The sequence below is a fragment of the Devosia sp. Soil_C_22 genome (genome assembly GCF_057657195.1).
In genome coordinates, this window is sequence record NZ_JBDGIY010000001.1 from 3,097,449 (window position 1) to 3,118,490 (window position 21,042).

Below are 21,042 nucleotides of genomic sequence, written 5' to 3' on the forward strand. Positions count from 1 at the left end.
GAGACTGGCATGGCCATCAACGGCGTCGGTTCCACCTCGAACACCAGCGCAATGGCGAATAGCCGGCAGACCATTGCCGACAATTTCGATACCTTCCTGCAGTTGCTCACCACGCAGTTAAGGAACCAGAACCCGCTCGATCCGCTCGATACCAACCAGTTCACCCAGCAGCTGGTGCAATTCACCGGTGTCGAGCAGCAGCTCAAGACCAATGAGTTCCTCGAGGCCATGATGACCTCGACCCAGACCGCCAACAACTCGCAGGCCGTCTCCTATGTCGGCAAGATCGTCACCGCCTCGGGCGAAAAATCCGAGCTGGTCGATGGCCTCGCCACCTGGCATTTCGCCGTCGAGAGCAAGGCCGACATCATCGCCACGGTGAAGGATGCCAAGGGCAACGTGGTCTACACCAAGACCGGCACGGTCAATAAGGGCGAGAGCGTCTTCACCTGGGACGGCATCGGCGACGACGGCCGCGACCGCCCCGAAGGCACCTACACCGTCCAGATCCAGGCCCGCGACAGCGCCACAGGCCAGTTGCTCGACGTCGCCACCGAAATGACCGGCGAAGTCACCGGCGTCGATTTCTCCGGCACCGAGCCGGTGCTCATCGTCGGCGGCGCCCGCGTCAACCTGTCCTCGGTCCTCTCGGTCCGCGCCAAGACCGCGGCGGACACCCCGCCGGCCGAGGAAGAAGCCGCCGCCTAGCTCGCTATTCCTGCCGGAAGCCCGTGGGCAGTCCGTCCTGGCTGACCATGTTCTTTTCTGCCCAGTAGTTCACGATCCCGTCCGGCCCCTTGGCTTCGGCCCAGCGGTCCATCGTGTCGCGCTCGCCGACATAGTCCATCAGCGGCACGCCATAGCCGCACGAGGTCTTCACCAGGTCGAAATCGATCCAGGTGATCTGCCGCGCGCCCAGCGGCTCGGTATTGCTGAACTGCTCCTCGAGCAGCCGGGCATACTCGTCCGAACCGCGCACGATCACATGCCCCCGGCCATAGAGCCTCAGGATCAGCGGCGGCCCGTCCACCGCGCAGAACATGATCGTCATCCGCCCGTCCGCGATCAGGTGCGCCGCAGTCTCGTTGCCGCTGCCGGTGCGGTCGAGATAGCAGGCGGCATTGTCGCCCATCACCCGGAACATGTCGGTCGAGCGCGGCGAGATATTGATGCGCGCCCCTGCCGCCGCCGTCGCGGTGAAGAAGAAATGCTGCCGCGAGATGAACTCGCGCTGGTGCGCGTTGAGCGCCGGAAAATCCTTGGCCATTCCAGTCGTCCTTTCGGCACTTCGATACGCCGCCAACTGATCGCTTTCGATGCAACTTGCGGCCAAGTCTTGCCGCCGCGGCCGGTCGCGCCCACGTGCAATGCGTTAATGGTTGTACCACCCCGAAACCCTTGGCTCTTAACGCATTCTAAGTAATGCCTTAGCCGAATTTTAAGCGCGATGGCCTAGGGTTTGGGACGTGGTCAGGTTGAGTAAGTGAGTACAATGACCGTACAAATGCGTCCCCGTGTAAAGTACGTGATCGGTCCGGACGGCAGTCCGTTGACGATTGCGGACCTCCCCCCCAAGGACACCCGTCGCTGGGTCATCCGCCGCAAGGCCGAGGTGGTCGCGGCCGTCCGTGGTGGGCTGCTGAGCCTCGAAGAGGCATGCCAGCGCTATACTCTTTCGGTCGATGAATTCCTCAACTGGCAGGCCGCCATCGACAAGCACGGCCTCGCCGGCCTGCGCACCACCTGGATTCAGCACTACCGCGAAGGCTGATCGATCCTGTCGGTTCCGAAAACCCGCCCGGCACGCCGCGGCGGGTTTTTCGCATTCGCAGAAGGTAGAAAGTAGAAGGTAGAAACGTGGGAAGCAGCGAAAGCCTGCCAGCCCGGCACGCACCAACTTCTAACTTCTACCTTCTACTTCCTACCTTCTACTCCCCCTACGGCGTCTCCCCACCCATATACTTCAGCCCCTCCGGCGTTTCCCGCAGCCGGCTGTAATGCTCCGCCACTGCAGGTAGGTTCGGCTTGTCGAACGGCGTTGAGAACCAGCGGTGCGATGACAGCGCCAGCCCGATATCGGCGATGCTCAGCCGTTCGTTGGCCGCGAAACCGCCGCCCTTTACGAGTTGCGCCTCGAGGATCTGCATCGCCGCGGTCCACTTCTTGATCGACTCGGCGATCCGCAACTCGTCGTCATAGGCCGGGTTCTTGCGCAGCAGCGCATGGACCGCATAGCCCCAGCCGGCGTTCAGCTCGGCCACCTGCCAGGTCAGCCACTGGTCGACCAGCGCCCGCTCCTTGGGCGCCGTCGGCCACAGCCCGCTCCGCCGCGTATCGGCGAGATAGCGCATGATGGCGTTGCTCTCCCACAAGACGAACCCGTCATCGATGATCACCGGCACGAGGCCATTGGGGTTGAGCGCCAGGTATTCCGGCGCCTTGGGGTCGCGATGCGGCAGCCCCCATAGCTCGGTCTCGTACTCGACCCCGATCAGGTCCGCTGTCCAGAGCGCCTTGCGCATGTTGATCGAGGTCACCCGACCCAGGATCTTGAGGCTCATTTCCTTCACCACTCCCTAACCGTGTACCCGGCAATCCCTGCCGATTTTTGCATTCTGCAACCAGTGGTTAACCAGCTGTTTACCATCTGATGGGTAATTTTTGCCTATGGGCTCGGTGCGTTCGTGCGCACCCAAATGACTAAAGGGTGATCCCCGCGTGGACGGGTTGCTGGCATTCGTCAATCGCCTTGGTTTGGCGCGCGTCGCCGCCATGGCCGTAATCGCCGTGCTGATGCTGGGCTTTTTCGCCTTCCTCATCATGCGCGCCTCCGCGCCGTCTCTGGCGCCGCTCTACTCCGGCCTCAGCTTCGAGGATTCGGCCGCCATCGTCTCCGAACTGCAGACGCAGAACGTACCTTACGAGTTGCGCGGCGAAGGCGACACCATCTTGGTCCCGCGCGACCAGATCACCACCATCCGCATGTCGCTGGCCACCGATGGCCTGCCCACCCGCGGTCAGGTCGGCTACGAGATCTTCGACCAGCAGTCGACGCTGGGGGCCACCAGCTTCGTCCAGAACATCAACAATGTCCGCGCCCTCGAAGGCGAGCTCAGCCGCACCATCTCCTCGCTCGCTCGCATCCGCTCGGCCCGCGTCCACCTCGTCCTGCCCGAGCGCGCCCTGTTCAGCCGAGAGCAGAAGGACCCCACCGCCTCCATCGTCCTCTCCGTCCGCGGCGAGCTTTCGGCCGGCGAAATCCGCGCCATCCAGCACCTCGTCGCCTCCGCCGTCGAGGGCCTGACCCCGATGCGCGTTTCGGTCGTCGACGATACCGGCAACCTCCTCGCCTCGGGCGCCGGCAATGGCGCCGAGGATATGGTCGCCGGCGAGCTCGAGGAGCGCACTCTCAGCACCGAAACGCGCCTGCGCAACCGTGTCGAGGATCTGCTCGCCAACATCGTCGGCGCCGGCCGCGCCCGCGTGCAGGTGTCGGCCGAGCTCGACATGAACCGGCTGAGCCGCACCGCCGAGACCTTCGACCCCAACGGCCAGGTCGTCCGCTCGACCCAGACCCGCGACCTCGCCAATTCGGCCCGCGGCGCCGGCGAGAGCGGCCAGGTCAGCGCCTCGACCGAACTGCCGGGTGCGACGCCTGCCGCCACCGGCGGCGGCACCACCTCGGAAGAAGCGACCACCACCGAGGAAACCACCAACTACGAGATCTCCAAGGTCACCGAGACGGCCATGACCGAGGCCGGCGGCATCAAGCGGCTGTCGATCGCGGTGGTGGTGGACGGCACCTATGTCGCCGACGCCAATGGCAACTCCACCTACACCCCGCGCACCCAGGCCGAACTCGACCAGATCACCGCCCTCGTCCGCTCCGCGGTCGGCTTCTCCGAAGCCCGCGGCGACCAGGTGGAGGTCGCCAACCTGCAATTCGCCGAGCGCCCCGAGCTCGCCACCGGCGGCACCGCCGAAGCCGGCCTGTTCGATTTCACCCGCGACGATCTGATGAACCTCGCCGAGATGGCGGTGACCATCCTCATTGCCCTGGCGCTGGTGTTCTTCGTCCTCCGCCCGCTGCTCAAGCGGGTGCTGGCGCCCGAGAACAGGACGCTCGCCCTGCCCGCCAGCGCCGAGCTCGGCCATGCCCCGGGCACCGCGATGGTTCCCGGCAATTTCGCCCCCGGCGCCGCCCCGCCGTTTCCTCCGGGCCTCGAAGGCGGCTTCGACGAGGACGAGCCCCAGCGTCCCCGCACGCCCGCCTGGATGAACAACGCCAAGGCGCTTGGCGAGCAACAGGCGGCCACACTCAAGACCGTCGGCCAGCTCGTCGACGAAAATCCCCGCCAGGCCGCGCTGATCGTGCGCGACTGGCTGGCCGGCACCACCTGAGACTGAGCGCAGATGGCCACCCCCAACCCCGCCAGCAACGACGCCCAGCAGGCAATGACCCGGCAACTGGTCGTCGGCGCCGACGCCACCCAGCGCGCGCTGGGCGGCGACGAAAAGGCCGCCGTGCTGCTGCTCGCCCTCGGCCCCGATTTCGGCAAACCCATCCTCGAGGAGCTCGACGACGAGGAGATCCGCCAGCTCTCCCGCGCCATGGTGAAGCTCGGCCCGATCACCCAGGACATGCTCGACACCCTGTTCATCGAGTTCGTCACCACGATTTCCTCGAACGGCAACATCTCGGGCAACACCGACACCACCGAGCGCCTGCTCCTCTCCTTCCTGCCGCAGGAGCGCGTCGATGCGATCATGGAAGAGATCCGCGGTCCCGCCGGGCGCAACATCTGGGAGAAGCTGAGCAACGTTCAGCAGGACGTGCTCGCCACCTATCTCAAGAACGAATACCCCCAGACCATTGCCGTGGTGCTGAGCAAGCTCAACACCGATCATGCCGCCGCCGTCCTCTCCGAGCTGCCCGAGGAGCTGGCCATGGACGTGGTGCAACGCATGCTGGCGCTCGATCCCGTGCAGAAGGAAATCCTCGAAAAGATCGAGACGACCCTGCGCACCGAGTTCATGTCGACGCTCAGCCACACCAAGCGCCGCGACAGCCACGAGCAGATGGCCGAGATCTTCAATGCCTTCGACCGCCAGACCGAGGCGCGCTTCCTCACCACGCTCGAGGAACGCGACCGCGACGGCTCGGACCGCATCAAGGCGCTGATGTTCACCTTCGAGGATCTCGCCCGCCTCGAGTCCGGCGCCATCCAGACCATGGTGCAAAAGCTCGACAAGAAGGAACTGGCCCTGGCGCTCAAGGGCGCCAACGACACGGTCAAGGACATGTTCTTCGCCAACATGTCGAGCCGCGCCGGCAAGATGCTGAAGGAAGACATGCAGGCCCTCGGCCCGGTCCGCCTGAAGGATGTCGACGAGGCCCAGGCCCGCATGGTCGCGACGGCCAAGGACCTCGCGGCCCGCGGCGAGATCGTCATCACCAAGGGCAAGGCCGACGAGGAGATGATCGAGTGAGCGCCGCACCCGCCCGCTTCACCTTCGATCTCGACCTCGGCCGCCGTGAGGAGCGCAACGCCACGGTCAGCGAGACCGCGATGTCGGCCATGCTCGAGGCCGCACGCGAGGAAGGCTTTGCCGCCGGCCGCGCCGAAGGCGAACGCGCAGCGCTCGCGGCAGCCGCCAGGGCCGAGGCCGCCCATGCCGAAGCGCTTGCGATCCGTGTCGCCGCCTTCACCGCCTCGGTCGACGACCTGCGCAAGCAGACCATCGCCGAAGCCGTCGAGGTCGCCCTTTCCATCGCGCGAAAACTCGCCGGCGGCCTCATCGCCCGCGAGCCGGCAGCCGAAATCGAGACGCTGGTCGCCGAGTGCATGGCCACCCTCGGTGGTGCCCCACATCTCGTCATCCGCTGCGAGCCAAGCCTCGCCGACAGGGTTCGCGACATTGCCGAGGCGCGCATGGCCACCTCGGGCTTTGCCGGCCGGCTCGTCGTCATGGGCGCTCCCGACATCGCCATCGGCGACGCCCGCATCGAATGGGCCGATGGCGGCGTGGTGCGCGACATCCGCGCCATCAGCGCCGGCATCGACGACCAGATCAGCCAGTACTTTGCCGCCCGCGGCATCCGCAACGAGGAGCAGTCCTGATGACCACTGAGCCAGGCGTCGCCTTCGAGGAGATGACTGCCCCCGACCGCGACGGCTACACCCCGCCGGCGGAGAAGACCGCGGCCGACCTCGAGGCCGTATTCGACGTCCCCGTCCGCATCTCGGTCGTCCTCGGCCGCGCCAAGGTGCCAGTCGCGAACCTGCTCAAGATGGATGTCGGCACCGTCGTCGAACTCGACCGCCAGGTCGGCGAAGCCGTCGAAATCTACGTCAACGACCGCCTCGTCGCCCGCGGCGAGATCGTGCTGGTCGAGAACCGCCTGGGTGTGACCATGACCGAAATCATCAAGGCAGCATGATGGGCGTCAGTGCTGAACTGGCGGCTCCATCACCGGGTCATTCCCGCGAAAGCGGGAACCTCCGTTTTCTGAATTCGCGGCACGCGCCGCAAACGAAGATCCCCGCTTTCGCGGGGATGACACCAGTGGCCTTGGCCGACATTTTCGGAGAATACTAATGCGGCTACTCATCGTCGGCGCTCTCGAAGGCCAGCTCACCACCGCCACCAAACTCGCCATGGATGGCGGCGCCAAAGTCGCCCACGCCCCGAGCATCGAGATCGCGCTCGCCTCGCTCCGCGCCGGCCGCGGCGCCGACTTGCTGCTAGTCGATGTGGTGATGGACATTGCCGGTCTGATCGCCGCCCTCGATGCCGAACGCATCGTCGTGCCGGTCGTCGCCTGCGGCACCGAGTCCAATGCCGCTGCCGCGGTGAGTGCCATCCGCGCCGGCGCCAAGGAATACATCCCGCTGCCGCCCGACGCCGAGCTGATCGCCGCCGTCATCGCCGCCGTCGCCCGCGAGTCGAGCGACATGCTCTACCGCGACCCGTCCATGGCGCGCGTGGTGAAGCTCGCCGAGCAGGTCGCCCCGTCGGAAGCCTCTGTGCTCATCACGGGCGAGAGCGGCACCGGCAAGGAAGTGATGGCAAAGTACCTGCACGCCCGTTCCAAGCGCGCGTCGCGGCCCTTCATCTCCATCAACTGCGCCGCCATCCCCGAGGCCCTGCTCGAGTCCGAGCTGTTCGGCCACGAGAAAGGCGCCTTCACCGGCGCCGTCGCCCGCCGCGTCGGCAAGTTCGAGGAAGCCAATGGCGGCACGCTCCTGCTCGACGAAATCAGCGAAATGGACGTGCGCCTGCAGGCCAAGCTCCTCCGCGCCATCCAGGAGCGCCTGATCGACCGTGTCGGCGGCACCCGCCCCGTGCCGGTCGATATCCGCATCATCGCCACCTCGAACCGCAACCTCAGCGACGCCGTGCGCGAAGGCAGCTTCCGCGAGGACCTGCTGTTCCGCCTCAACGTCGTGAACCTGAAACTCCCGCCGCTGCGCGACCGCCCCGCCGATATTGCGGCGCTCTCCGACCACTTCGTCGACAAATACGCCAAGGCCAACGGCCTCGGTCGCCGCGTGCTGAACGAAGAAGCCCGCACCGCCCTCGTCCGCGCCCCCTGGCCCGGCAACGTGCGCGAGCTCGAGAACACCTTGCACCGCGCGGTTCTCCTCGCCGGCGGCGAAGTCATCGGACCCGACGCCATCGCCATGCCCGACGGCACCGGTCTGACGGAAGTCGCCACGCCGTCCGTCGCCAGCCAGGCCGCCCAGGCCGCCGACGCCATCGCCCGCACCATGGTCGGCCGCACCGTCGCCGACGTGGAACGCGACCTGATCCTCGACACGCTCGACCACGTGCTCGGCAACCGTACCCACGCCGCCAACATCCTCGGCATCTCGATCCGCACCCTGCGCAACAAGCTCAACCAGTACATGGACGAAGGGATCGCCGTCCCGGCGCCGGGCGAACAGCGGAACGTGGCTTGATGGATCGACTGCTGGCAGACGCCCCCCTCCCATCCTCCCCCACAAGGGGGGAGGTGCCGCATCGCATTCGGGGCACCGTCAGCGCCACAAACTCCCCCTTCACCTCCCCCCTTGTGGGGGAGGCCGGGAGGGGGGCGTCTCTATCGATAGGGCACTCAGCCATCTCTTCTTCGGTGACCAATGGCTGATCTCTCCGCCCCCTCCGGCGCCCGCGCAAGGCTCCCCGCCTTTACCCTCCAGGGCCTGCTGAAATCCCTCGGCTCGTCCGAGATCGGCCTGGCGGTCGGCGTGATGGGGATCATCCTCGTCCTCATCGTGCCGCTGCCGCCGCTGCTGCTCGATCTGCTGCTCGCCGTCTCGATCGTCTTCTCGGTCCTCATCCTGATGACGGCGCTGTTCATCCAGACGCCGCTCGAATTCTCGTCCTTCCCCACCGTGCTGCTGATCTCGGCGCTGTTGCGGCTGGCGCTCAACCTCGCCACCACGCGCCTCATCCTGTCCGAAGGCCATAACGGCACCGATGCGGCCGGCCATGTCATTGAGGCCTTCGGCGAGTTCGTCACACGCGGCAACTTCGTCATCGGCGTCGTGGTCTTCGCGATCCTGCTGATCGTGAACTTCATCGTCATCACCAAGGGCTCGGGCCGCATCGCCGAAGTCGCGGCACGCTTCAATCTCGACGCCATGCCCGGCAAGCAGATGGCCATCGACGCCGACCTGAGCGCCGGCCTCATCGACGAGACGACCGCCAAGAAGCGCCGCGAAAACCTCGAGGCCGAGAGCGCCTTCTTCGGCAACATGGACGGTGCGAGCAAGTTCGTGCGCGGCGACGCGATCGCCGGCCTGCTCATCACCTTCATCAACATCATCGCCGGCATGATCATCGGCATGATGCAGGAGGGCCTGAGCTTTCAGGAGGCCGGCGGCGTCTACACCCTGCTCACCATCGGCGACGGCCTCGTTTCCCAGATCCCCGCGCTGATCGTGTCAACCGCCGCCGGTATCCTCGTGTCGAAATCGGGCGTCACCGGTTCGGCCGACAAGGCGCTCGTCGCCCAGTTCACGCATTACCCCAAGGCCCTCGGCATGTCGGCCGCCGTCATCGGCGGGCTGGCCCTGCTGCCCGGCATGCCGATCATCCCGTTCCTCGCCCTTGCCGGTGGCGTCGGCTGGCTCGCCTTCAAGTCCGGCAAGCGCAAGTCCGTCGCGGCCGACAAGGCGATCATCGAAACTGCCATGCAGCAGGCCCAGCAGGCGGGCCCGGCCACCGCCGAGGAGGCGCCGATCACCGACAGCCTGCGCATCGACGAGCTCAAGCTCGAACTCGGCTATGGCCTGCTCTCGCTGGTCAAGGAGGACGATACCGGCACCGACCGCCTCACCGAGCAGATCAAGGCGCTGCGTCGTCAGCTCGCCACCGAACTCGGCTTCATCATGCCGCCCGTCCGCATCCTCGACAACATGCAGCTCGAGCCCAACGACTATCGCGTCAAGATCAAGGAAGTCGACGCCGGCCGCGGCCAGATCTACGCCCATCAGCTCATGGTCATGGATCCGATGGGCCACGAGATCACCCTCCCGGGCATCCATACCACCGAGCCCACCTTCGGCCTCCCCGCTACCTGGATCGAGCCCGCCCTGCGCGACGAAGCGGAACTCCGCGGCTACTCGATCATCGATCCCTCGACCGTCATCTCGACCCACCTCACCGAAGTGCTGAAGGGCAACGTCGCCGACCTGCTCAGCTACGCCAACGTCCAGTCCCTGCTCTCCGGACTGCCCAAGGACCAGCAGAAGCTGGTCGAGGACATCGTCCCATCGCAGATTTCGGTCTCGGGCATCCAGCGCGTGCTGCAGACGCTGCTCACCGAGCGCATCTCCATCCGTGACCTGCCCACCATCCTGGAAGGTATCGCCGAAATCGCCGGCCCCGGCCGCACCGCCCAGTCCATCGCCGAGCACGTCCGCTCCCGCCTCGCCCGCCAGATCTGCGCTGCCAATCTCGGCCCGGACGGCAACCTGCCGCTGCTCACGCTCTCACCGCAATGGGAACGTGACTTCGCCGAAGCCATGGTCGGCGACGGCAACGAGCGCCACCTCGCCATGGCCCCCTCGCGCCTGCAGCAATTCATCGTCGGCATCCAGCAGGGCTTTGAGAACGCCGCCCAGATGGGCGAAATCCCCGTCCTCATCACCTCGCCCGGCATCCGCCCCCACGTCCGCGCCATCATCGAACGCTTCCGCCCGCAGACCGTGGTCATGAGCCAGAACGAGGTGCACCCACGCGTGCGGCTGAAGACGATCGGCAGCGTCTAATAGAGGTCGCCAGCCGAGCCACCGCGTCCCCTCGCCCCGTCGGGGAGAGGGTAGCGCCGCTAGCCGCAAAGCGGCTTAGCAGAGCTAGGGTGAGGGGGCCCTGCGATGCCGCGACCGCCCCGCCCCCAAACAAAACCGGGCGCCCCTCACAGAGCGCCCGGTTCAAAAATCCAGCTCACCGCCGGCTCAGTGCTTCAGCGCATCCCGCGCTGCTTCCTTCACCTTGCCGACCGCCTTCTGCACCTTGCCCTCGGCCTTGTCGGCCGCGCCATCGGCGCGCAGCTTCTCATCGCCGGTCGCCTTGCCGATCGCGTCCTTCACGTGGCCGCGGGCTTCCTTGGCCGTACCTTTGACTTCATCCTTGTGGGGCATTCTGAACCTCCGTTTCAGGTGGCCGAACAACGGGCCGCCCGCCGGCGCCGTTCCCCCGCTGCGAGAATTTAATGTTCGCAACCAGCGCGCTAGCCGCCCTCGCCGGGATAGGTCGCCTGCAGCCACGCCACCATCGCGGCTTTGTCGGCCGGCAGCCCGCCCGTCGGCAGCGTCGCCGAGCCGAACCCGTGCCGCCTGAGCGCCTCGCTCAGCGCCATCGGGCGATTGGCCGGGTTCACCACCTTCAGCACCCGCTCGGCGATTTCCGCCGCGAGCGTCTTCGTCATGCGCTTGGCCATCGCGCTCTACGGCCTTCCGCAAATTCCCGCACGGCATCGATCATCGTCGCTCTACCTTAATTCCCCGTTGGGCTGGAACCGCCTCTGTCCCAGCAACATTCTCACCGCACCCGGGGGCCCGTCATGAAACTTTTCCGCTGCGACCACTGCGGTCACCTTCTCTACTTCGAAAACACCCGCTGCGAGCATTGCGGCCGCACTCTCGGTTACGAGCCGCAATCCAACGCCCTCGTCTCGCTCGAGGGTGGCCCGGACGTCTTCACCGCGCCCTTCCTCGATAACCGCGAATTCGTCTTCTGCGCCAATGCCGCGCACGGCGCCTGCAACTGGCTCGTCCCCTACGCGCCCGGCGCTGATCCCTACTGCCGCGCCTGCCGCCACAACGCACTCATCCCCAATATCGAGGATCCGCTCGATCTGGGCCGCTGGCAGGCGCTCGAGCGCGCCAAGAAGCGCCTGATCTATTCGCTCCTTCGCCTGCGTCTCCCCCTCGCCACCCGCAACGAGGACGCGCTGCACGGCCTCAGCTTCCAGTTCATCAACGAGGACATTGCGCCCGCCCCTGTCCTCACCGGCCACGACAACGGCATCGTCACCATTGCGCTCAAGGAGGCCGACGACGCCGCGCGCGAATACCGGCGCACCCAGTTCCGCGAGCCCTATCGCACCCTGCTCGGCCATTTCCGCCACGAGATCGGCCACTACTACTGGGATATCCTCGTCGCCAACCAGCCCGCCCATGCCGAGTTCCGCGCCCTGTTCGGCGACGAAAGCGCCGACTATGCCGGGGCGCTCTCCCGCTACTACGGCAACGACATTCCCATCGGCTGGCAGCAGCACTACATCTCGGCCTACGCCACCTCCCACCCCTGGGAGGATTTCGCCGAAACCTTCGCCCACTACCTCCACCTCACCGACACCACCGAGATGGCCGCCGCCTTCGGCGTCCGCCTCGATCCCAAGCTCGACGAGCGTGGCGAGCTCACCAAGGTGGTCGATTTCGATCCCTACTCCGGCGGCATCGAGGGCCTGGTCGAAAACTGGATCCCCCTCGCCTCGCTGATCAACAATCTCAACCGCGCCGTCGGCCAGCACGACGCCTACCCCTTCGTCCTCACCCCCGCCGTCATCGCCAAGCTCGGCTTCATCGCCACCCTCGTCCGCACCGCCGGCGCCGCCCAGTGGACCGTCCCCGGCCCAACGGGCCCCATCCCGATCAACGAACCGGCGTGATCCTCCCCGCGAAGCTGGTGGAGGGGCGGCCACAAGCGCCGTTACCCATGTGGGCGTCTCCCTCCCCCTTGCGGGGAAGGGACAGGGGTGGGGGGTGCCAAGTGCGCCGACGCCGGACCCACTCGCCTTTCTAGCCCGTCCATGCTGATGTCGGCCTCATGCCCGACATCACCCTCCTCCCCGTTCCCGTCTTCTCCCCGCTCTGCAACCTCGCCTTCGCCCTGCGCCGCGAGGTCTTCGTCGTCGAGCAGCAGATCCCCGAGGCCGAGGAGTTCGACGCCGACGATCTCACCGCCACTCACCTCGTGGCCATCGCCGCCGGGACCGTGGTCGGCACGCTGCGGATCATCGAGACGCCGGAGCAGGCCAAGCTCGGTCGCGTCGCCGTCGCCCGCGCCTGGCGCGGCCGGGGCATCTCCTCTCTCATGCTCGCCCGCGCCATGGAGATTGGCCGCGAGCGCGGCCACGCCCGCTTCTGGCTCGCTGCCCAGCATGACAAAACCGCCGTCTACGAAAAGCTCGGCTTCGTCGCCTATGGCGACAAATTCGACGACGGCTCCGGCATCCTCCATCTCGCCATGAAGACTTATTGATGCCGGCTCACCGCCGCCCGTTAACTCCCGCTTAACCCGTTAACCCGGCCGCGTGCCAACTGCCCCGCATTTTACGCTAACTTGATTCATGTGAGGCGCTCTGCCGCCTCGACAGCACGCTGGGAGGCGTATTGGGCCGGACCTCGAACACGGGGCCGGTCCTTTTCATATTTTCGTCAGCACGCGCTTTGTCGCAGGAACGCCAGCCGCAGAGCCACGTTGGTCTCTCATGCGGCCGTGCAGCCCGCCTGCGCGGCCTCAACATGAAGGCAACAACGAGAGGACGTCCCAATGTTCCGCACCCTGCTGACCTCCACTGCTATCGCCGCCCTGCTATCGGCCGGCGCCATCGCGCAGGACGCTGCGCCTGCCACTCCAGCCCCGACCGAGGCTCCTGCCACCCCGGCTACCGACGCCCCTGCTACTCCGGCGCCAGCCGACGCCCCCGCCGCGGCCACTGCTGCCCCTGCGACCGGCGACTCCATTCTCGCCACCGGCTACACGGTTACCGACAAGGACAACCTCGCCACCGAGATCATCGGCAAGCAGGTCTATTCCTCCAGCGCCGCTGATGCCGAGCATATCGGCGACGTCAACAATCTCGTCATCGGTGAAACCGGCGACATTGCTGCCGTGATCATCGGCGTCGGCGGCTTCCTCGGCATCGGCGAGAAGAACGTTGCCGTGAACTATGCCGAGCTCGAGTGGGTCACCGCCGAGGATGGCTCGGAGCGCTTCGTGCTGCCGACCACCAAGGAAACCCTCGACGCCGCCCCGGCCTTTGAAACCACCGACGACGCAGCGGCTCCTGCCGCCGACGGCATGAGCCCGGCGCCGGCAGATGGTGGCGCGATGGCCCCGGCTGCCCCAGCTGACGGTGGCGCGATGGCTCCGGCGGCTCCCGCCACGCCGTAACGACAAGACATCAGAACGCGAAAGGCCCGCGCAAGCGGGCCTTTTTCATTGCGGCGGCGACAGAGTTGGTTCAGTGCCGGCGGTGACGCAGCCGGCCGATCTCGTCATAGTCGGCCTGTTCGGCCTTGGCGTCGGCTGCCGCTTCGCGGCCGTGCTCGCGCTGGTCCAGCAGCTCCACCTTCTTCAAGTCCTCGACCGCCTCGGCCAATGCGTCCTGGGCCGCCTCGAGTTGCCCGCGCATATCCCGCGCGGAAGCCAGCAGGTTGTCCCGGCGCGCCATCGCTGCCTTGGCGAAGGTCGAATAGGCGAAATGCGCGACATCCGAAATGCCGGTTTTCTGTTGTTCGATCTCGATCTGCTGGTCGAGTTCGGCGGCCATGCGCTCGAAATCGGCAATCATCATCTCGATCTGCGTCAGCTGACGCCGCTTTTCGTCCACCTGAAACTTCTTGAGCCGGATCAGGCTTTCGCTGCGCGACTTCATGACTTGTACTCCTTACACATCAAGTCACTCACTTCACTGGCGTCCCGCTGGCCACCTTGTCCAGGATCGCCTCCAGCATGACATAGCCGTCGGCGATCGAGGTGCGTTCTTCCCGCTGCTGGCTGAGAAATGCCTCCAGCGCCGGGTTGATCGCAATGGCGCGGTCCACGCCCGGATCCGATCCTTTCCGGTAAGCCCCCAGCCGGATCAGTTCCTCCATGTCGGCAAATGTCGACATGAGCTCCCGCGCCTTCTGCAGGACGGGCCGGACAACAACCGGCACGCAACCTGGCATGGTGCGAGATATGGACCGGAGCACGTTGATCGCCGGGTACCGCCCCCGTTCGGCGATCGAGCGCTCCATCACGATGTGCCCATCGAGAATGCCGCGAACGGCGTCCGCAATGGGCTCATTGTGGTCGTCACCTTCCACCAAAACGGTAAATAGACCGGTAATGGAGCCGCTATCCTTCAATCCAGGACCGGCTCTTTCCAGCAATCCGGGCAGTTCCGTGAACACCGTCGGGGGGTAACCCTTGGCCGTCGGCGGCTCGCCGATGGAAAGTCCGATCTCGCGCTGCGCCTGCGCAAAGCGGGTCAGGCTGTCCATCATGCACAGCACCCGCTTGCCCTGATCGCGAAAGTACTCCGCCAGCGCCAGCGTCAGGTAGGCCGCCTGCCGCCGCATCAGCGCCGCCTCGTCCGACGTCGCCACCACCACGACCGCCTGCTCGATGCCGACCTCGCCCAGATAGTCGGTGACGAATTCCTGCACTTCGCGGCCGCGCTCCCCGATCAGCCCGATCACCGCCACATCGACTTGCGCGTTACGCGCCAGCATCGACATCAGGACGGATTTGCCGACGCCCGAGCCGGCGAAGATCCCCATGCGCTGGCCCTCGCACATGGTGGTGAACGTGTTCATCGTGCGCACGCCCATATCGAGCGGATCGCCTACCCGCATGCGCTCATGCGCCGGCAGCGGCTGCTGCTTCAGCGGATAGGCGATCGGGCCGGGCAGCAGCGGCCCCTTGCCGTCGATGGGCACCCCGTCCGCGTTGATCACCCGCCCCAGCCAATGCTCGGACGGCTGCACGGCGCCGTCATGGCTCCTGAACACCGCCTTGCAGCCGAGTCTGACGCCTGTCAGCGCCCCGAATGGCAGGCACAGCGCGTGCCCGTCGCGAAACCCGATGATCTCGGCCTTGAGCGTGCCGCCACCGGTGGTCTCGATCTCCACCCGTCCGCCGATCTTGAGTTCGCGCACTGGGCCGACCACCTCGACGAGCAGGCCCTGCACCGTCTTTACGCGGCCGAACACCTCGACCTCTTCGATCGCATCGATGGCGGCTTTGAGGGACTGCATCTGGCCCTGTTGACGGTGGCACGAATCGCTTTGAACCAACGTAACCGAACGTTAAACAAAATGCGTTAACCATAGCCTCGGAGCCTGGTCTGCCTGCGGCCGCTCCGGACCACCCCGATCCCCCGAAATCATTGAGTCTCAAGAGTCGCTTGAAAGCCTTTCTTAACCTAATTTCTTAAGTCGGTAATCGGCATTTTCCTCAACAAAATCAACGACTTAATATATCGTTAGCGGGAGGCGATTAGAACCTTGCGGATCAGAATTAAACTTTGTTAACTAATTGCGCTTAGGTTTGGGTCATATCCAGTAGGGTTCGGTTAAGGGTGAACGCAACAGGCGTTTGGCCCAGTGTTCCAGCAGGGAACGGTTTAAGAGGATTGACGGCATGCGTGTGCTTCTGATCGAGGACGACAGCGCCACAGCGCAGAGCATCGAACTGATGCTCAAGTCCGAGAGTTTCAACGTCTACACGACGGATCTCGGTGAAGAGGGTGTCGACCTTGGCAAACTCTACGACTACGACATCATCCTGCTGGATCTGAACCTTCCCGACATGTCGGGTTACGAGGTGCTGCGCACCCTGCGCGTCGCCAAGGTGCAGACCCCGATCTTGATCCTCTCCGGCCTCGCCGGCATCGAGGACAAGGTCCGCGGCCTCGGCTTTGGCGCCGACGATTACATGACCAAGCCCTTCCACAAGGACGAGCTGGTCGCCCGTATCCACGCCATCGTCCGCCGCTCCAAGGGCCACGCTCAGTCGGTCATCAACACCGGCGACCTCAGCGTCAACCTCGACACCAAGACCGTCGAAGTGCAGACGCAGCGCGTGCACCTCACTGGCAAGGAATACCAGATGCTGGAGCTGCTCTCGCTCCGCAAGGGCACCACGCTCACCAAGGAAATGTTCCTCAACCACCTCTACGGTGGCATGGACGAGCCCGAGCTCAAGATCATCGACGTGTTCATCTGCAAGCTCCGCAAGAAGCTTTCGGTGGCCACCGGCGGCAAGAACTACATCGAAACCGTCTGGGGCCGCGGCTACGTCCTGCGCGAACCCGACGACAACGAGAACTTCGCCGAATCCAGCGTCGCCTAGGCACCGACAGCACACGTCACGTCACAAAGCCCCGCCCAATGTGGGGCTTTTGCTTTTTGCACCGTGCGGCTCCACCCTCATCCCCGTGCCAGATACTGGTGCACGAACGCGATCGCCATCGCGCCCTCGCCCACCGCCGACGCCACCCGCTTCACCGGACCGAACCGCACGTCGCCGCAGGCAAAAATCCCCGGCACGCTCGTCTCCAGCAGATACGGATCGCGCTCCTCGCTCCACCGCCCGGCCCGCCTGAGATCCTCGCCCGTCAGCACATAGCCGTGCCCCTCCCGCGCCACCTCCGCCGGCAGCCAGTCCGTCTCGGCATCGGCGCCGATGAACACGAACAGCCCCGCGCTCTCCTCGCGCCGCGACGCGCCGCTCACCCGGTCCACCACGTCGAGCCCGACGAGGTTCTGCTCGCCATGCACCGCGCCGACCTCGCTGTTCAGCGCCACGCGGATATTGGCTTTGCTGCGCACCTGCTCGATCAGGTACTGCGACATGCTCTTTTCGAGCGAGTCCCCGCGCACCAGCATGGTCACCGAGCGCGCGTGGCTGGCAAAGAACATCGCGGCCTGCCCGGCCGAGTTGCCCGCCCCGATCAGGTGGATGTCGAGCCCCTGCGTCGTCCCCGCCTCGCTCCGCGCCGCGCCATAGTAGATGCCCTTGCCGATCAGCCGGTCGAACCCCTCGATCGCCACCCGCCGCCAGCTCACCCCCGTCGCGAGAATGATCGTCCGCGCCGAGATCGCCTCGCCGCCATCGAGCGTGATCACCCGCTCAACCGGATCGATCCCCTCGATCGACCGCGTGATCAGCACCTCGGCCCCCAGCCGCTTCGCCTGCAGCAGCGCCCGCCCGGCCAGCTCGTCGCCCGAAATCCCGCCCGGAAACCCGAGATAATTCTCGATCCGCGACGACGTCCCCGCCTGCCCGCCCGGCGCCTCGCGCTCGATCACCAGCGTCTTCAGCCCCTCGGACGCGCCATACACCGCCGCCGCCAGCCCCGCCGGCCCGCCGCCGATGATCACCGTATCGTAGCGCGCCGCCTTGGCCTTGGTCTCGAGCCCCACCGCCTCGGCCAGCGCCCGGAACCCCGGCCGCAACAGCGTCGGCCCGTCCATCACCTGCACCGCCGGCAGTTGCTCCGCCGTCGGCAATTCCCCCTGCCAGCGCGTCGCCAGCTCCGGCGCATCGGCGGTGAACGTATCGAACATGATGCGATTGCCGGCGAGGAACCGCCGTACCGCGAGGCACTCGGGGTCCCAGCGCTGCCCGATCAGCACCACCTTGGCCCGCCTTGCATTCGCAATGATGCCCTGCAGCCCGCCGATCCGCTCGCGCGCCAGCTCGCCCATCTTGCGCGCCAGCTCGGTCGAGAGCGCCGCCGCCGCATGGAACTGCCTGGGCTCGATCCGCACGAGGTGCGTTGGCTCCACTGCCCGCGCCGCCGCCTGGAACTGCGTGCCGTAGACGATCGGCACCTCGCCGATAAACGTCCCCGGCAGCCGCTCGCCGATCTTGCGCTCGATCCCGTCGACCCGCTTGATCACCTCGAGCCTGCCCTCGAGCACGGCGTAGAGCATCGGCTCGTCGCCCTCGTAGACCACGAACTCGCCCGCCCCCAGCCGGATATCGCCCGACCCCGCCACCAGCGCCTGCCGCACCGGCTCGGCCTCGGCCGCGAACATGGGAACAGGCGCAAGATCGTCTGCAGTGAGCATGGCAGGTCCCGGTATCAGGCTAGAGCTGCGCCAGTGCTAGCCGCTTCCCGTGGACCCGGCAATGCGCTTTGCCCGCCCGCCCATCCGGGCTACTCAATCCGCATGGAACACCCGCTCGCCGCCCCCGACTGGATCGCCCCCGAGCCCGCCGCGGTAGCCGCGGCGCTCGGCCTAGATCCGGCCCCTGCCGACATCCGCATCGAGCCCCGCGACGACCGCTTCGTCGCCTTCCTCCCCGGCGACCGCATCGCCTGGTTCCCCACCAATCCCACCGGCGCCGACCGTATCGCCCGCGAAGCCCGCGTCCTTGCGCTCCTCGCGAGCCACTGCCGCTTCGCCACCCCGCGCGTCCTCGCCACCGGCCCGAACTGGCAGCTCCGCGCCGCCGTCCCCGGCACTGTCGATCCCTGGGCCACCTACAGCCGAGTCCTCGCCGACCCCGGCTATGCCCGCGCGCTGGGCGGGCAACTCGGCGTCATGATCGCCGACCAGCACCATCGCGTCCCGCCCGCCGACCTGACCGGCTGGCTCCCCGAACGCTCCGCCTGGCCTCACGCCCTCGCCCGCATCGCCGCCGACCTGCCCCACGTCACCGCCGACCACGCCCTGATCGAGCGCTGCCTCGCAGCAATCGATACCTACGAGCGTACCACCGCCACCGTGACCGACCGCGTCCTGACCCACGGCGACCTCGGCCTCCACAACCTCGCCCTCGCCCCGGATGGATCAGTCGCCGGCATCTTCGACTACGATGACGCCGCCTTCGCCGACCGCCACGCCGATTTCCGCTACCTCGTCTTCGATAGCCTCGACGACACCCTGCTCCAATCCGCCATCGCCGCCTATCGCACCGCCGGCGGCACTGCCATCGACCCCGCGCGCGTAGGCCTGTTCAACGCCGCCAGCGCCATCGGCTTCCTCGCCGATCGTCGCGGCAGCGCCCCCGACGAGCGCCCCGCCGGCCGCACGCTCGAAGCCGATCTCACCTGGACCCGGCTGGCCCTCTCCCGCCTTCGCTGAAAAATCTCGAAAAAAATCTGCCGCACCTGTCGATCCGCGCGTTAAGCGCTCGTCGTGTTGGCAGGGAGGCGCCTTGGGGGCGCCCCATCCAAGGAGACGACACATGCTTCGCACCACCATCATTGCCGGGATGCTGCTGATGACCACCACCGCCTTTGCCCAGTCCGAGCCGGTCGGCGACCGCGTCGAAGTCAACGGCATGCAGATGTACTACGAGGTCTCCGGCGAAGGTGATCCGCTGGTCATCCTGCACGGCGCCTACATGAACATCGAGACCATGGGCGACATCGTCGGGCGCCTTGCCGAGACCCACAAGGTCTACGCGCTGGAGTTCCAGGGCCACGGCCGCACCAACGACATCGATCGCCCGATCACCTATCCCAACCTCGCCGACGACGTCGCCGCCTTCATGGATGCGGTGGGCCTCGAGAAGGCCGACGTGTTCGGCTATTCGATGGGCTCGGCCGCGGGCCTGCAGCTCGCCATTCGCCATCCCGAGAAGGTCGACCAGCTCGTCGCCGCCTCGGTGGCCTACGATATCTCGGGCTGGCAGCCCGCCTTCACCGCCTTCATCCCGCAGATGTCGGTCGATATGTTCGCCGGCGGCCCGATGGAGGAAGAGTGGAAGAAGCTCGCACCTAACCCCGACGGCTTCCGCGCCTTCGCCGAAAAGCTGATCGCGCTCGAAAAGGAACCGATGGCCTGGGAAGCCGACGTCAAAGAGCTCAAGACCCCGGTCCTGATCATCGCCGGCGACGCCGACGTCTCGACCCTCGAGCACAATGTCGCGCTGTTCCGTCTGCTCGGCGGCGGCGGCATGGGCGACATGGGCGCGCCGCTCCCCGCCTCGCGCCTCGCCATCCTCCCGGCCACCTCGCACACCGCGGTCATCAACCAGACCGACCTGCTCTACGGCTTCATCGAACCCTTCCTCCAGGGCGAGACCCCGAAGGGCTTTATGGGGATGTGATCGGCACGGGCCTCTCCATGTCCTCCCCCGCGTGGCGGGGGAGGGGGACCAGCGAAGCTGGTGGAGGGGGCGGCCAAGTGCACCGTGTTCTCCGCCACCGTGCCGGGCTCCGATGCCTGCCCACCCACCAGCTGTCATCCCTGCGAAAGCAGGGATCCATCTCTCCACCAGCACTGGCCGTGAGTTGGACCCCTGCTTTCGCAGGGGTGACACGCGAGGTGGAATGAGATGTCGAAACCCGCCCGCCGAGCGGAAGCAAGCGTCAAGCCGTAGCCCGCGCCGGCTGATCGATGAACTTCGCCTCGAGATGGTCCCGATCGAACGGTTTCATCATGTAGTCGTCGACGCCGGCCTTCAGCGCGATGGCGATCTGCCCGATATCGTTCTCGGTCACCATATAGACGACACGCGGCGCATTTCCGCCGACATAGCCCCGCAACAGCTTCAAGAACTCGAGCCCGCTCAGGATCGGCATCTGCCAGTCGAGCAGGATCGCGTCGGGCATTTCCTGCCGGCACTTGTCGAAGGCTTCCTGCCCGTCCTCGGCCTCGTCCACGATATAGTCGAGATCCTCCAGGATGCGGCGCGCAACCTTGCGCACCACGCTGGAGTCGTCGACCACGAGGCAGGACTTCATTTCAGCTGTCTCCGAACGGAGGCGACCCTTGCCGCCGCAGCCCGTCCATGTCC

At 66.2% G+C, this 21,042-nt stretch carries 22 protein-coding genes; 14 read left to right on the forward strand and 8 right to left on the reverse strand.

Going from position 1 to position 21,042, the window contains the following annotated elements; translation table 11 throughout:
* The first annotated feature begins 9 nt into the window (after window positions 1-9).
* Window positions 10-708, forward strand: a complete 699-nt coding sequence (locus AC3A6I_RS14955) for a flagellar hook assembly protein FlgD (protein ID WP_487544524.1) — start codon at window positions 10-12, stop codon at window positions 706-708.
* Window positions 709-712: 4 nt separating this feature from the next.
* Here the strand turns inward: AC3A6I_RS14955 and AC3A6I_RS14960 are convergent, their stop codons facing one another.
* Window positions 713-1,267 carry a pyridoxamine 5'-phosphate oxidase family protein gene (locus AC3A6I_RS14960; protein ID WP_487544525.1) on the reverse strand — a complete coding sequence of 185 codons (555 nt, stop codon included), beginning with the start codon at window positions 1,265-1,267 and terminating at the stop codon, window positions 713-715.
* A gap of 225 nt (window positions 1,268-1,492) precedes the next feature.
* Here AC3A6I_RS14960 and sciP point away from each other — a divergent pair, with 225 nt between their 5' ends.
* Window positions 1,493-1,771, forward strand: coding sequence for a CtrA inhibitor SciP (sciP, locus tag AC3A6I_RS14965; protein ID WP_055046067.1), 279 nt, complete (start codon window positions 1,493-1,495; stop codon window positions 1,769-1,771).
* 166 nt (window positions 1,772-1,937) lie between these two features.
* Here the strand turns inward: sciP and AC3A6I_RS14970 are convergent, their stop codons facing one another.
* Window positions 1,938-2,561 carry a glutathione S-transferase family protein gene (locus AC3A6I_RS14970; RefSeq protein WP_487544526.1) on the reverse strand — a complete coding sequence of 208 codons (624 nt, stop codon included), beginning with the start codon at window positions 2,559-2,561 and terminating at the stop codon, window positions 1,938-1,940.
* A gap of 157 nt (window positions 2,562-2,718) precedes the next feature.
* On the opposite strand from AC3A6I_RS14970, the gene fliF reads away from it, so the two are divergent.
* From fliF to flhA, 6 genes are all read left to right on the forward strand, one after another.
* Window positions 2,719-4,401 carry a flagellar basal-body MS-ring/collar protein FliF gene (fliF, locus tag AC3A6I_RS14975; RefSeq protein ID WP_487544527.1) on the forward strand — a complete coding sequence of 561 codons (1,683 nt, stop codon included), beginning with the start codon at window positions 2,719-2,721 and terminating at the stop codon, window positions 4,399-4,401.
* Window positions 4,402-4,413: 12 nt separating this feature from the next.
* Window positions 4,414-5,490, forward strand: coding sequence for a flagellar motor switch protein FliG (fliG, locus tag AC3A6I_RS14980; protein ID WP_487544528.1), 1,077 nt, complete (start codon window positions 4,414-4,416; stop codon window positions 5,488-5,490).
* Window positions 5,487-6,122, forward strand: coding sequence for a FliH/SctL family protein (locus AC3A6I_RS14985; RefSeq protein WP_487544529.1), 636 nt, complete (start codon window positions 5,487-5,489; stop codon window positions 6,120-6,122). The genes fliG and AC3A6I_RS14985 overlap by 4 nt, the downstream gene beginning before the upstream one ends.
* Window positions 6,123-6,154: 32 nt before the next feature.
* Window positions 6,155-6,442, forward strand: a complete 288-nt coding sequence (fliN, locus tag AC3A6I_RS14990) for a flagellar motor switch protein FliN (protein WP_487545038.1) — start codon at window positions 6,155-6,157, stop codon at window positions 6,440-6,442.
* Window positions 6,443-6,599: 157 nt separating this feature from the next.
* Window positions 6,600-7,964 (forward strand): sigma-54-dependent transcriptional regulator FlbD, encoded by a 1,365-nt coding sequence (gene flbD / locus AC3A6I_RS14995; protein ID WP_487544530.1) that lies wholly within the window; start codon window positions 6,600-6,602, stop codon window positions 7,962-7,964.
* Between the two features lie 180 nt (window positions 7,965-8,144).
* On the forward strand, window positions 8,145-10,280 hold the full coding sequence (flhA, locus tag AC3A6I_RS15000; RefSeq protein ID WP_487544531.1) for a flagellar biosynthesis protein FlhA: 2,136 nt from the start codon (window positions 8,145-8,147) through the stop codon (window positions 10,278-10,280).
* Window positions 10,281-10,466: 186 nt separating this feature from the next.
* Here flhA and AC3A6I_RS15005 read toward each other — a convergent pair whose 3' ends face one another.
* Window positions 10,467-10,652, reverse strand: a complete 186-nt coding sequence (locus AC3A6I_RS15005) for a CsbD family protein (RefSeq protein ID WP_487544533.1) — start codon at window positions 10,650-10,652, stop codon at window positions 10,467-10,469.
* An 89-nt stretch (window positions 10,653-10,741) separates the two neighbouring features.
* A complete protein-coding gene (locus AC3A6I_RS15010; protein WP_487544535.1) occupies window positions 10,742-10,939 on the reverse strand; it encodes a hypothetical protein in 198 nt (65 codons plus the stop codon).
* Window positions 10,940-11,074: 135 nt separating this feature from the next.
* On the opposite strand from AC3A6I_RS15010, the gene AC3A6I_RS15015 reads away from it, so the two are divergent.
* The 3 genes from AC3A6I_RS15015 (at window position 11,075) to AC3A6I_RS15025 (ending at window position 13,692) form a co-directional block, all read left to right on the forward strand.
* Window positions 11,075-12,184, forward strand: a complete 1,110-nt coding sequence (locus AC3A6I_RS15015; RefSeq protein WP_487544537.1) for a zinc-binding metallopeptidase family protein — start codon at window positions 11,075-11,077, stop codon at window positions 12,182-12,184.
* A 158-nt stretch (window positions 12,185-12,342) separates the two neighbouring features.
* Window positions 12,343-12,777 carry a GNAT family N-acetyltransferase gene (locus tag AC3A6I_RS15020; RefSeq protein ID WP_487544538.1) on the forward strand — a complete coding sequence of 145 codons (435 nt, stop codon included), beginning with the start codon at window positions 12,343-12,345 and terminating at the stop codon, window positions 12,775-12,777.
* Window positions 12,778-13,068: 291 nt separating this feature from the next.
* Window positions 13,069-13,692 carry a PRC-barrel domain-containing protein gene (locus tag AC3A6I_RS15025; RefSeq protein WP_487544539.1) on the forward strand — a complete coding sequence of 208 codons (624 nt, stop codon included), beginning with the start codon at window positions 13,069-13,071 and terminating at the stop codon, window positions 13,690-13,692.
* 70 nt (window positions 13,693-13,762) lie between these two features.
* Here AC3A6I_RS15025 and fliJ read toward each other — a convergent pair whose 3' ends face one another.
* Window positions 13,763-14,176, reverse strand: a complete 414-nt coding sequence (gene fliJ, locus AC3A6I_RS15030) for a flagellar export protein FliJ (protein ID WP_487544540.1) — start codon at window positions 14,174-14,176, stop codon at window positions 13,763-13,765.
* A 28-nt stretch (window positions 14,177-14,204) separates the two neighbouring features.
* Window positions 14,205-15,542, reverse strand: coding sequence for a flagellar protein export ATPase FliI (fliI, locus tag AC3A6I_RS15035; RefSeq protein WP_487545039.1), 1,338 nt, complete (start codon window positions 15,540-15,542; stop codon window positions 14,205-14,207).
* Between the two features lie 385 nt (window positions 15,543-15,927).
* On the opposite strand from fliI, the gene ctrA reads away from it, so the two are divergent.
* A complete protein-coding gene (ctrA, locus tag AC3A6I_RS15040) occupies window positions 15,928-16,638 on the forward strand; it encodes a response regulator transcription factor CtrA (RefSeq protein WP_487544541.1) in 711 nt (236 codons plus the stop codon).
* A 77-nt stretch (window positions 16,639-16,715) separates the two neighbouring features.
* On the opposite strand, the gene AC3A6I_RS15045 is transcribed toward ctrA, so the two are convergent.
* A complete protein-coding gene (locus AC3A6I_RS15045) occupies window positions 16,716-18,362 on the reverse strand; it encodes an FAD-dependent oxidoreductase (protein ID WP_487544543.1) in 1,647 nt (548 codons plus the stop codon).
* Between the two features lie 102 nt (window positions 18,363-18,464).
* Here AC3A6I_RS15045 and AC3A6I_RS15050 point away from each other — a divergent pair, with 102 nt between their 5' ends.
* Together AC3A6I_RS15050 and AC3A6I_RS15055 are read left to right on the forward strand one after the other, a co-directional pair.
* Complete coding sequence (locus AC3A6I_RS15050) at window positions 18,465-19,382, forward strand: phosphotransferase family protein (RefSeq protein WP_487544544.1); 918 nt, start codon at window positions 18,465-18,467, stop codon at window positions 19,380-19,382.
* A 103-nt stretch (window positions 19,383-19,485) separates the two neighbouring features.
* Complete coding sequence (locus AC3A6I_RS15055) at window positions 19,486-20,352, forward strand: alpha/beta fold hydrolase (protein WP_487544545.1); 867 nt, start codon at window positions 19,486-19,488, stop codon at window positions 20,350-20,352.
* Window positions 20,353-20,614: 262 nt separating this feature from the next.
* On the opposite strand, the gene AC3A6I_RS15060 is transcribed toward AC3A6I_RS15055, so the two are convergent.
* Window positions 20,615-20,989: a response regulator gene (locus AC3A6I_RS15060; protein ID WP_487544546.1), complete on the reverse strand. Its 375-nt coding sequence runs from the start codon at window positions 20,987-20,989 to the stop codon at window positions 20,615-20,617.
* Window positions 20,990-21,042 lie beyond the last annotated feature (53 nt).

What these genes read in the sequence shown, in the direction of transcription:
- AC3A6I_RS14955 (WP_487544524.1), top strand. Translation starts at nt 10, where the DNA reads ATGGCCATCAACGGCGTCGGTTCCACCTCGAACACCAGCGCAATGGCG.
- AC3A6I_RS14960 (WP_487544525.1), bottom strand. Translation starts at nt 1,267, where the DNA reads ATGGCCAAGGATTTTCCGGCGCTCAACGCGCACCAGCGCGAGTTCATC.
- sciP (WP_055046067.1), top strand. Translation starts at nt 1,493, where the DNA reads ATGACCGTACAAATGCGTCCCCGTGTAAAGTACGTGATCGGTCCGGAC.
- AC3A6I_RS14970 (WP_487544526.1), bottom strand. Translation starts at nt 2,561, where the DNA reads ATGAGCCTCAAGATCCTGGGTCGGGTGACCTCGATCAACATGCGCAAG.
- fliG (WP_487544528.1), top strand. Translation starts at nt 4,414, where the DNA reads ATGGCCACCCCCAACCCCGCCAGCAACGACGCCCAGCAGGCAATGACC.
- fliN (WP_487545038.1), top strand. Translation starts at nt 6,155, where the DNA reads ATGACTGCCCCCGACCGCGACGGCTACACCCCGCCGGCGGAGAAGACC.
- flbD (WP_487544530.1), top strand. Translation starts at nt 6,600, where the DNA reads ATGCGGCTACTCATCGTCGGCGCTCTCGAAGGCCAGCTCACCACCGCC.
- flhA (WP_487544531.1), top strand. Translation starts at nt 8,145, where the DNA reads ATGGCTGATCTCTCCGCCCCCTCCGGCGCCCGCGCAAGGCTCCCCGCC.
- AC3A6I_RS15005 (WP_487544533.1), bottom strand. Translation starts at nt 10,652, where the DNA reads ATGCCCCACAAGGATGAAGTCAAAGGTACGGCCAAGGAAGCCCGCGGC.
- AC3A6I_RS15010 (WP_487544535.1), bottom strand. Translation starts at nt 10,939, where the DNA reads ATGACGAAGACGCTCGCGGCGGAAATCGCCGAGCGGGTGCTGAAGGTG.
- AC3A6I_RS15015 (WP_487544537.1), top strand. Translation starts at nt 11,075, where the DNA reads ATGAAACTTTTCCGCTGCGACCACTGCGGTCACCTTCTCTACTTCGAA.
- AC3A6I_RS15020 (WP_487544538.1), top strand. Translation starts at nt 12,343, where the DNA reads ATGCCCGACATCACCCTCCTCCCCGTTCCCGTCTTCTCCCCGCTCTGC.
- AC3A6I_RS15025 (WP_487544539.1), top strand. Translation starts at nt 13,069, where the DNA reads ATGTTCCGCACCCTGCTGACCTCCACTGCTATCGCCGCCCTGCTATCG.
- fliJ (WP_487544540.1), bottom strand. Translation starts at nt 14,176, where the DNA reads ATGAAGTCGCGCAGCGAAAGCCTGATCCGGCTCAAGAAGTTTCAGGTG.
- fliI (WP_487545039.1), bottom strand. Translation starts at nt 15,542, where the DNA reads ATGCAGTCCCTCAAAGCCGCCATCGATGCGATCGAAGAGGTCGAGGTG.
- ctrA (WP_487544541.1), top strand. Translation starts at nt 15,928, where the DNA reads ATGCGTGTGCTTCTGATCGAGGACGACAGCGCCACAGCGCAGAGCATC.
- AC3A6I_RS15045 (WP_487544543.1), bottom strand. Translation starts at nt 18,362, where the DNA reads ATGCTCACTGCAGACGATCTTGCGCCTGTTCCCATGTTCGCGGCCGAG.
- AC3A6I_RS15050 (WP_487544544.1), top strand. Translation starts at nt 18,465, where the DNA reads ATGGAACACCCGCTCGCCGCCCCCGACTGGATCGCCCCCGAGCCCGCC.
- AC3A6I_RS15055 (WP_487544545.1), top strand. Translation starts at nt 19,486, where the DNA reads ATGCTTCGCACCACCATCATTGCCGGGATGCTGCTGATGACCACCACC.
- AC3A6I_RS15060 (WP_487544546.1), bottom strand. Translation starts at nt 20,989, where the DNA reads ATGAAGTCCTGCCTCGTGGTCGACGACTCCAGCGTGGTGCGCAAGGTT.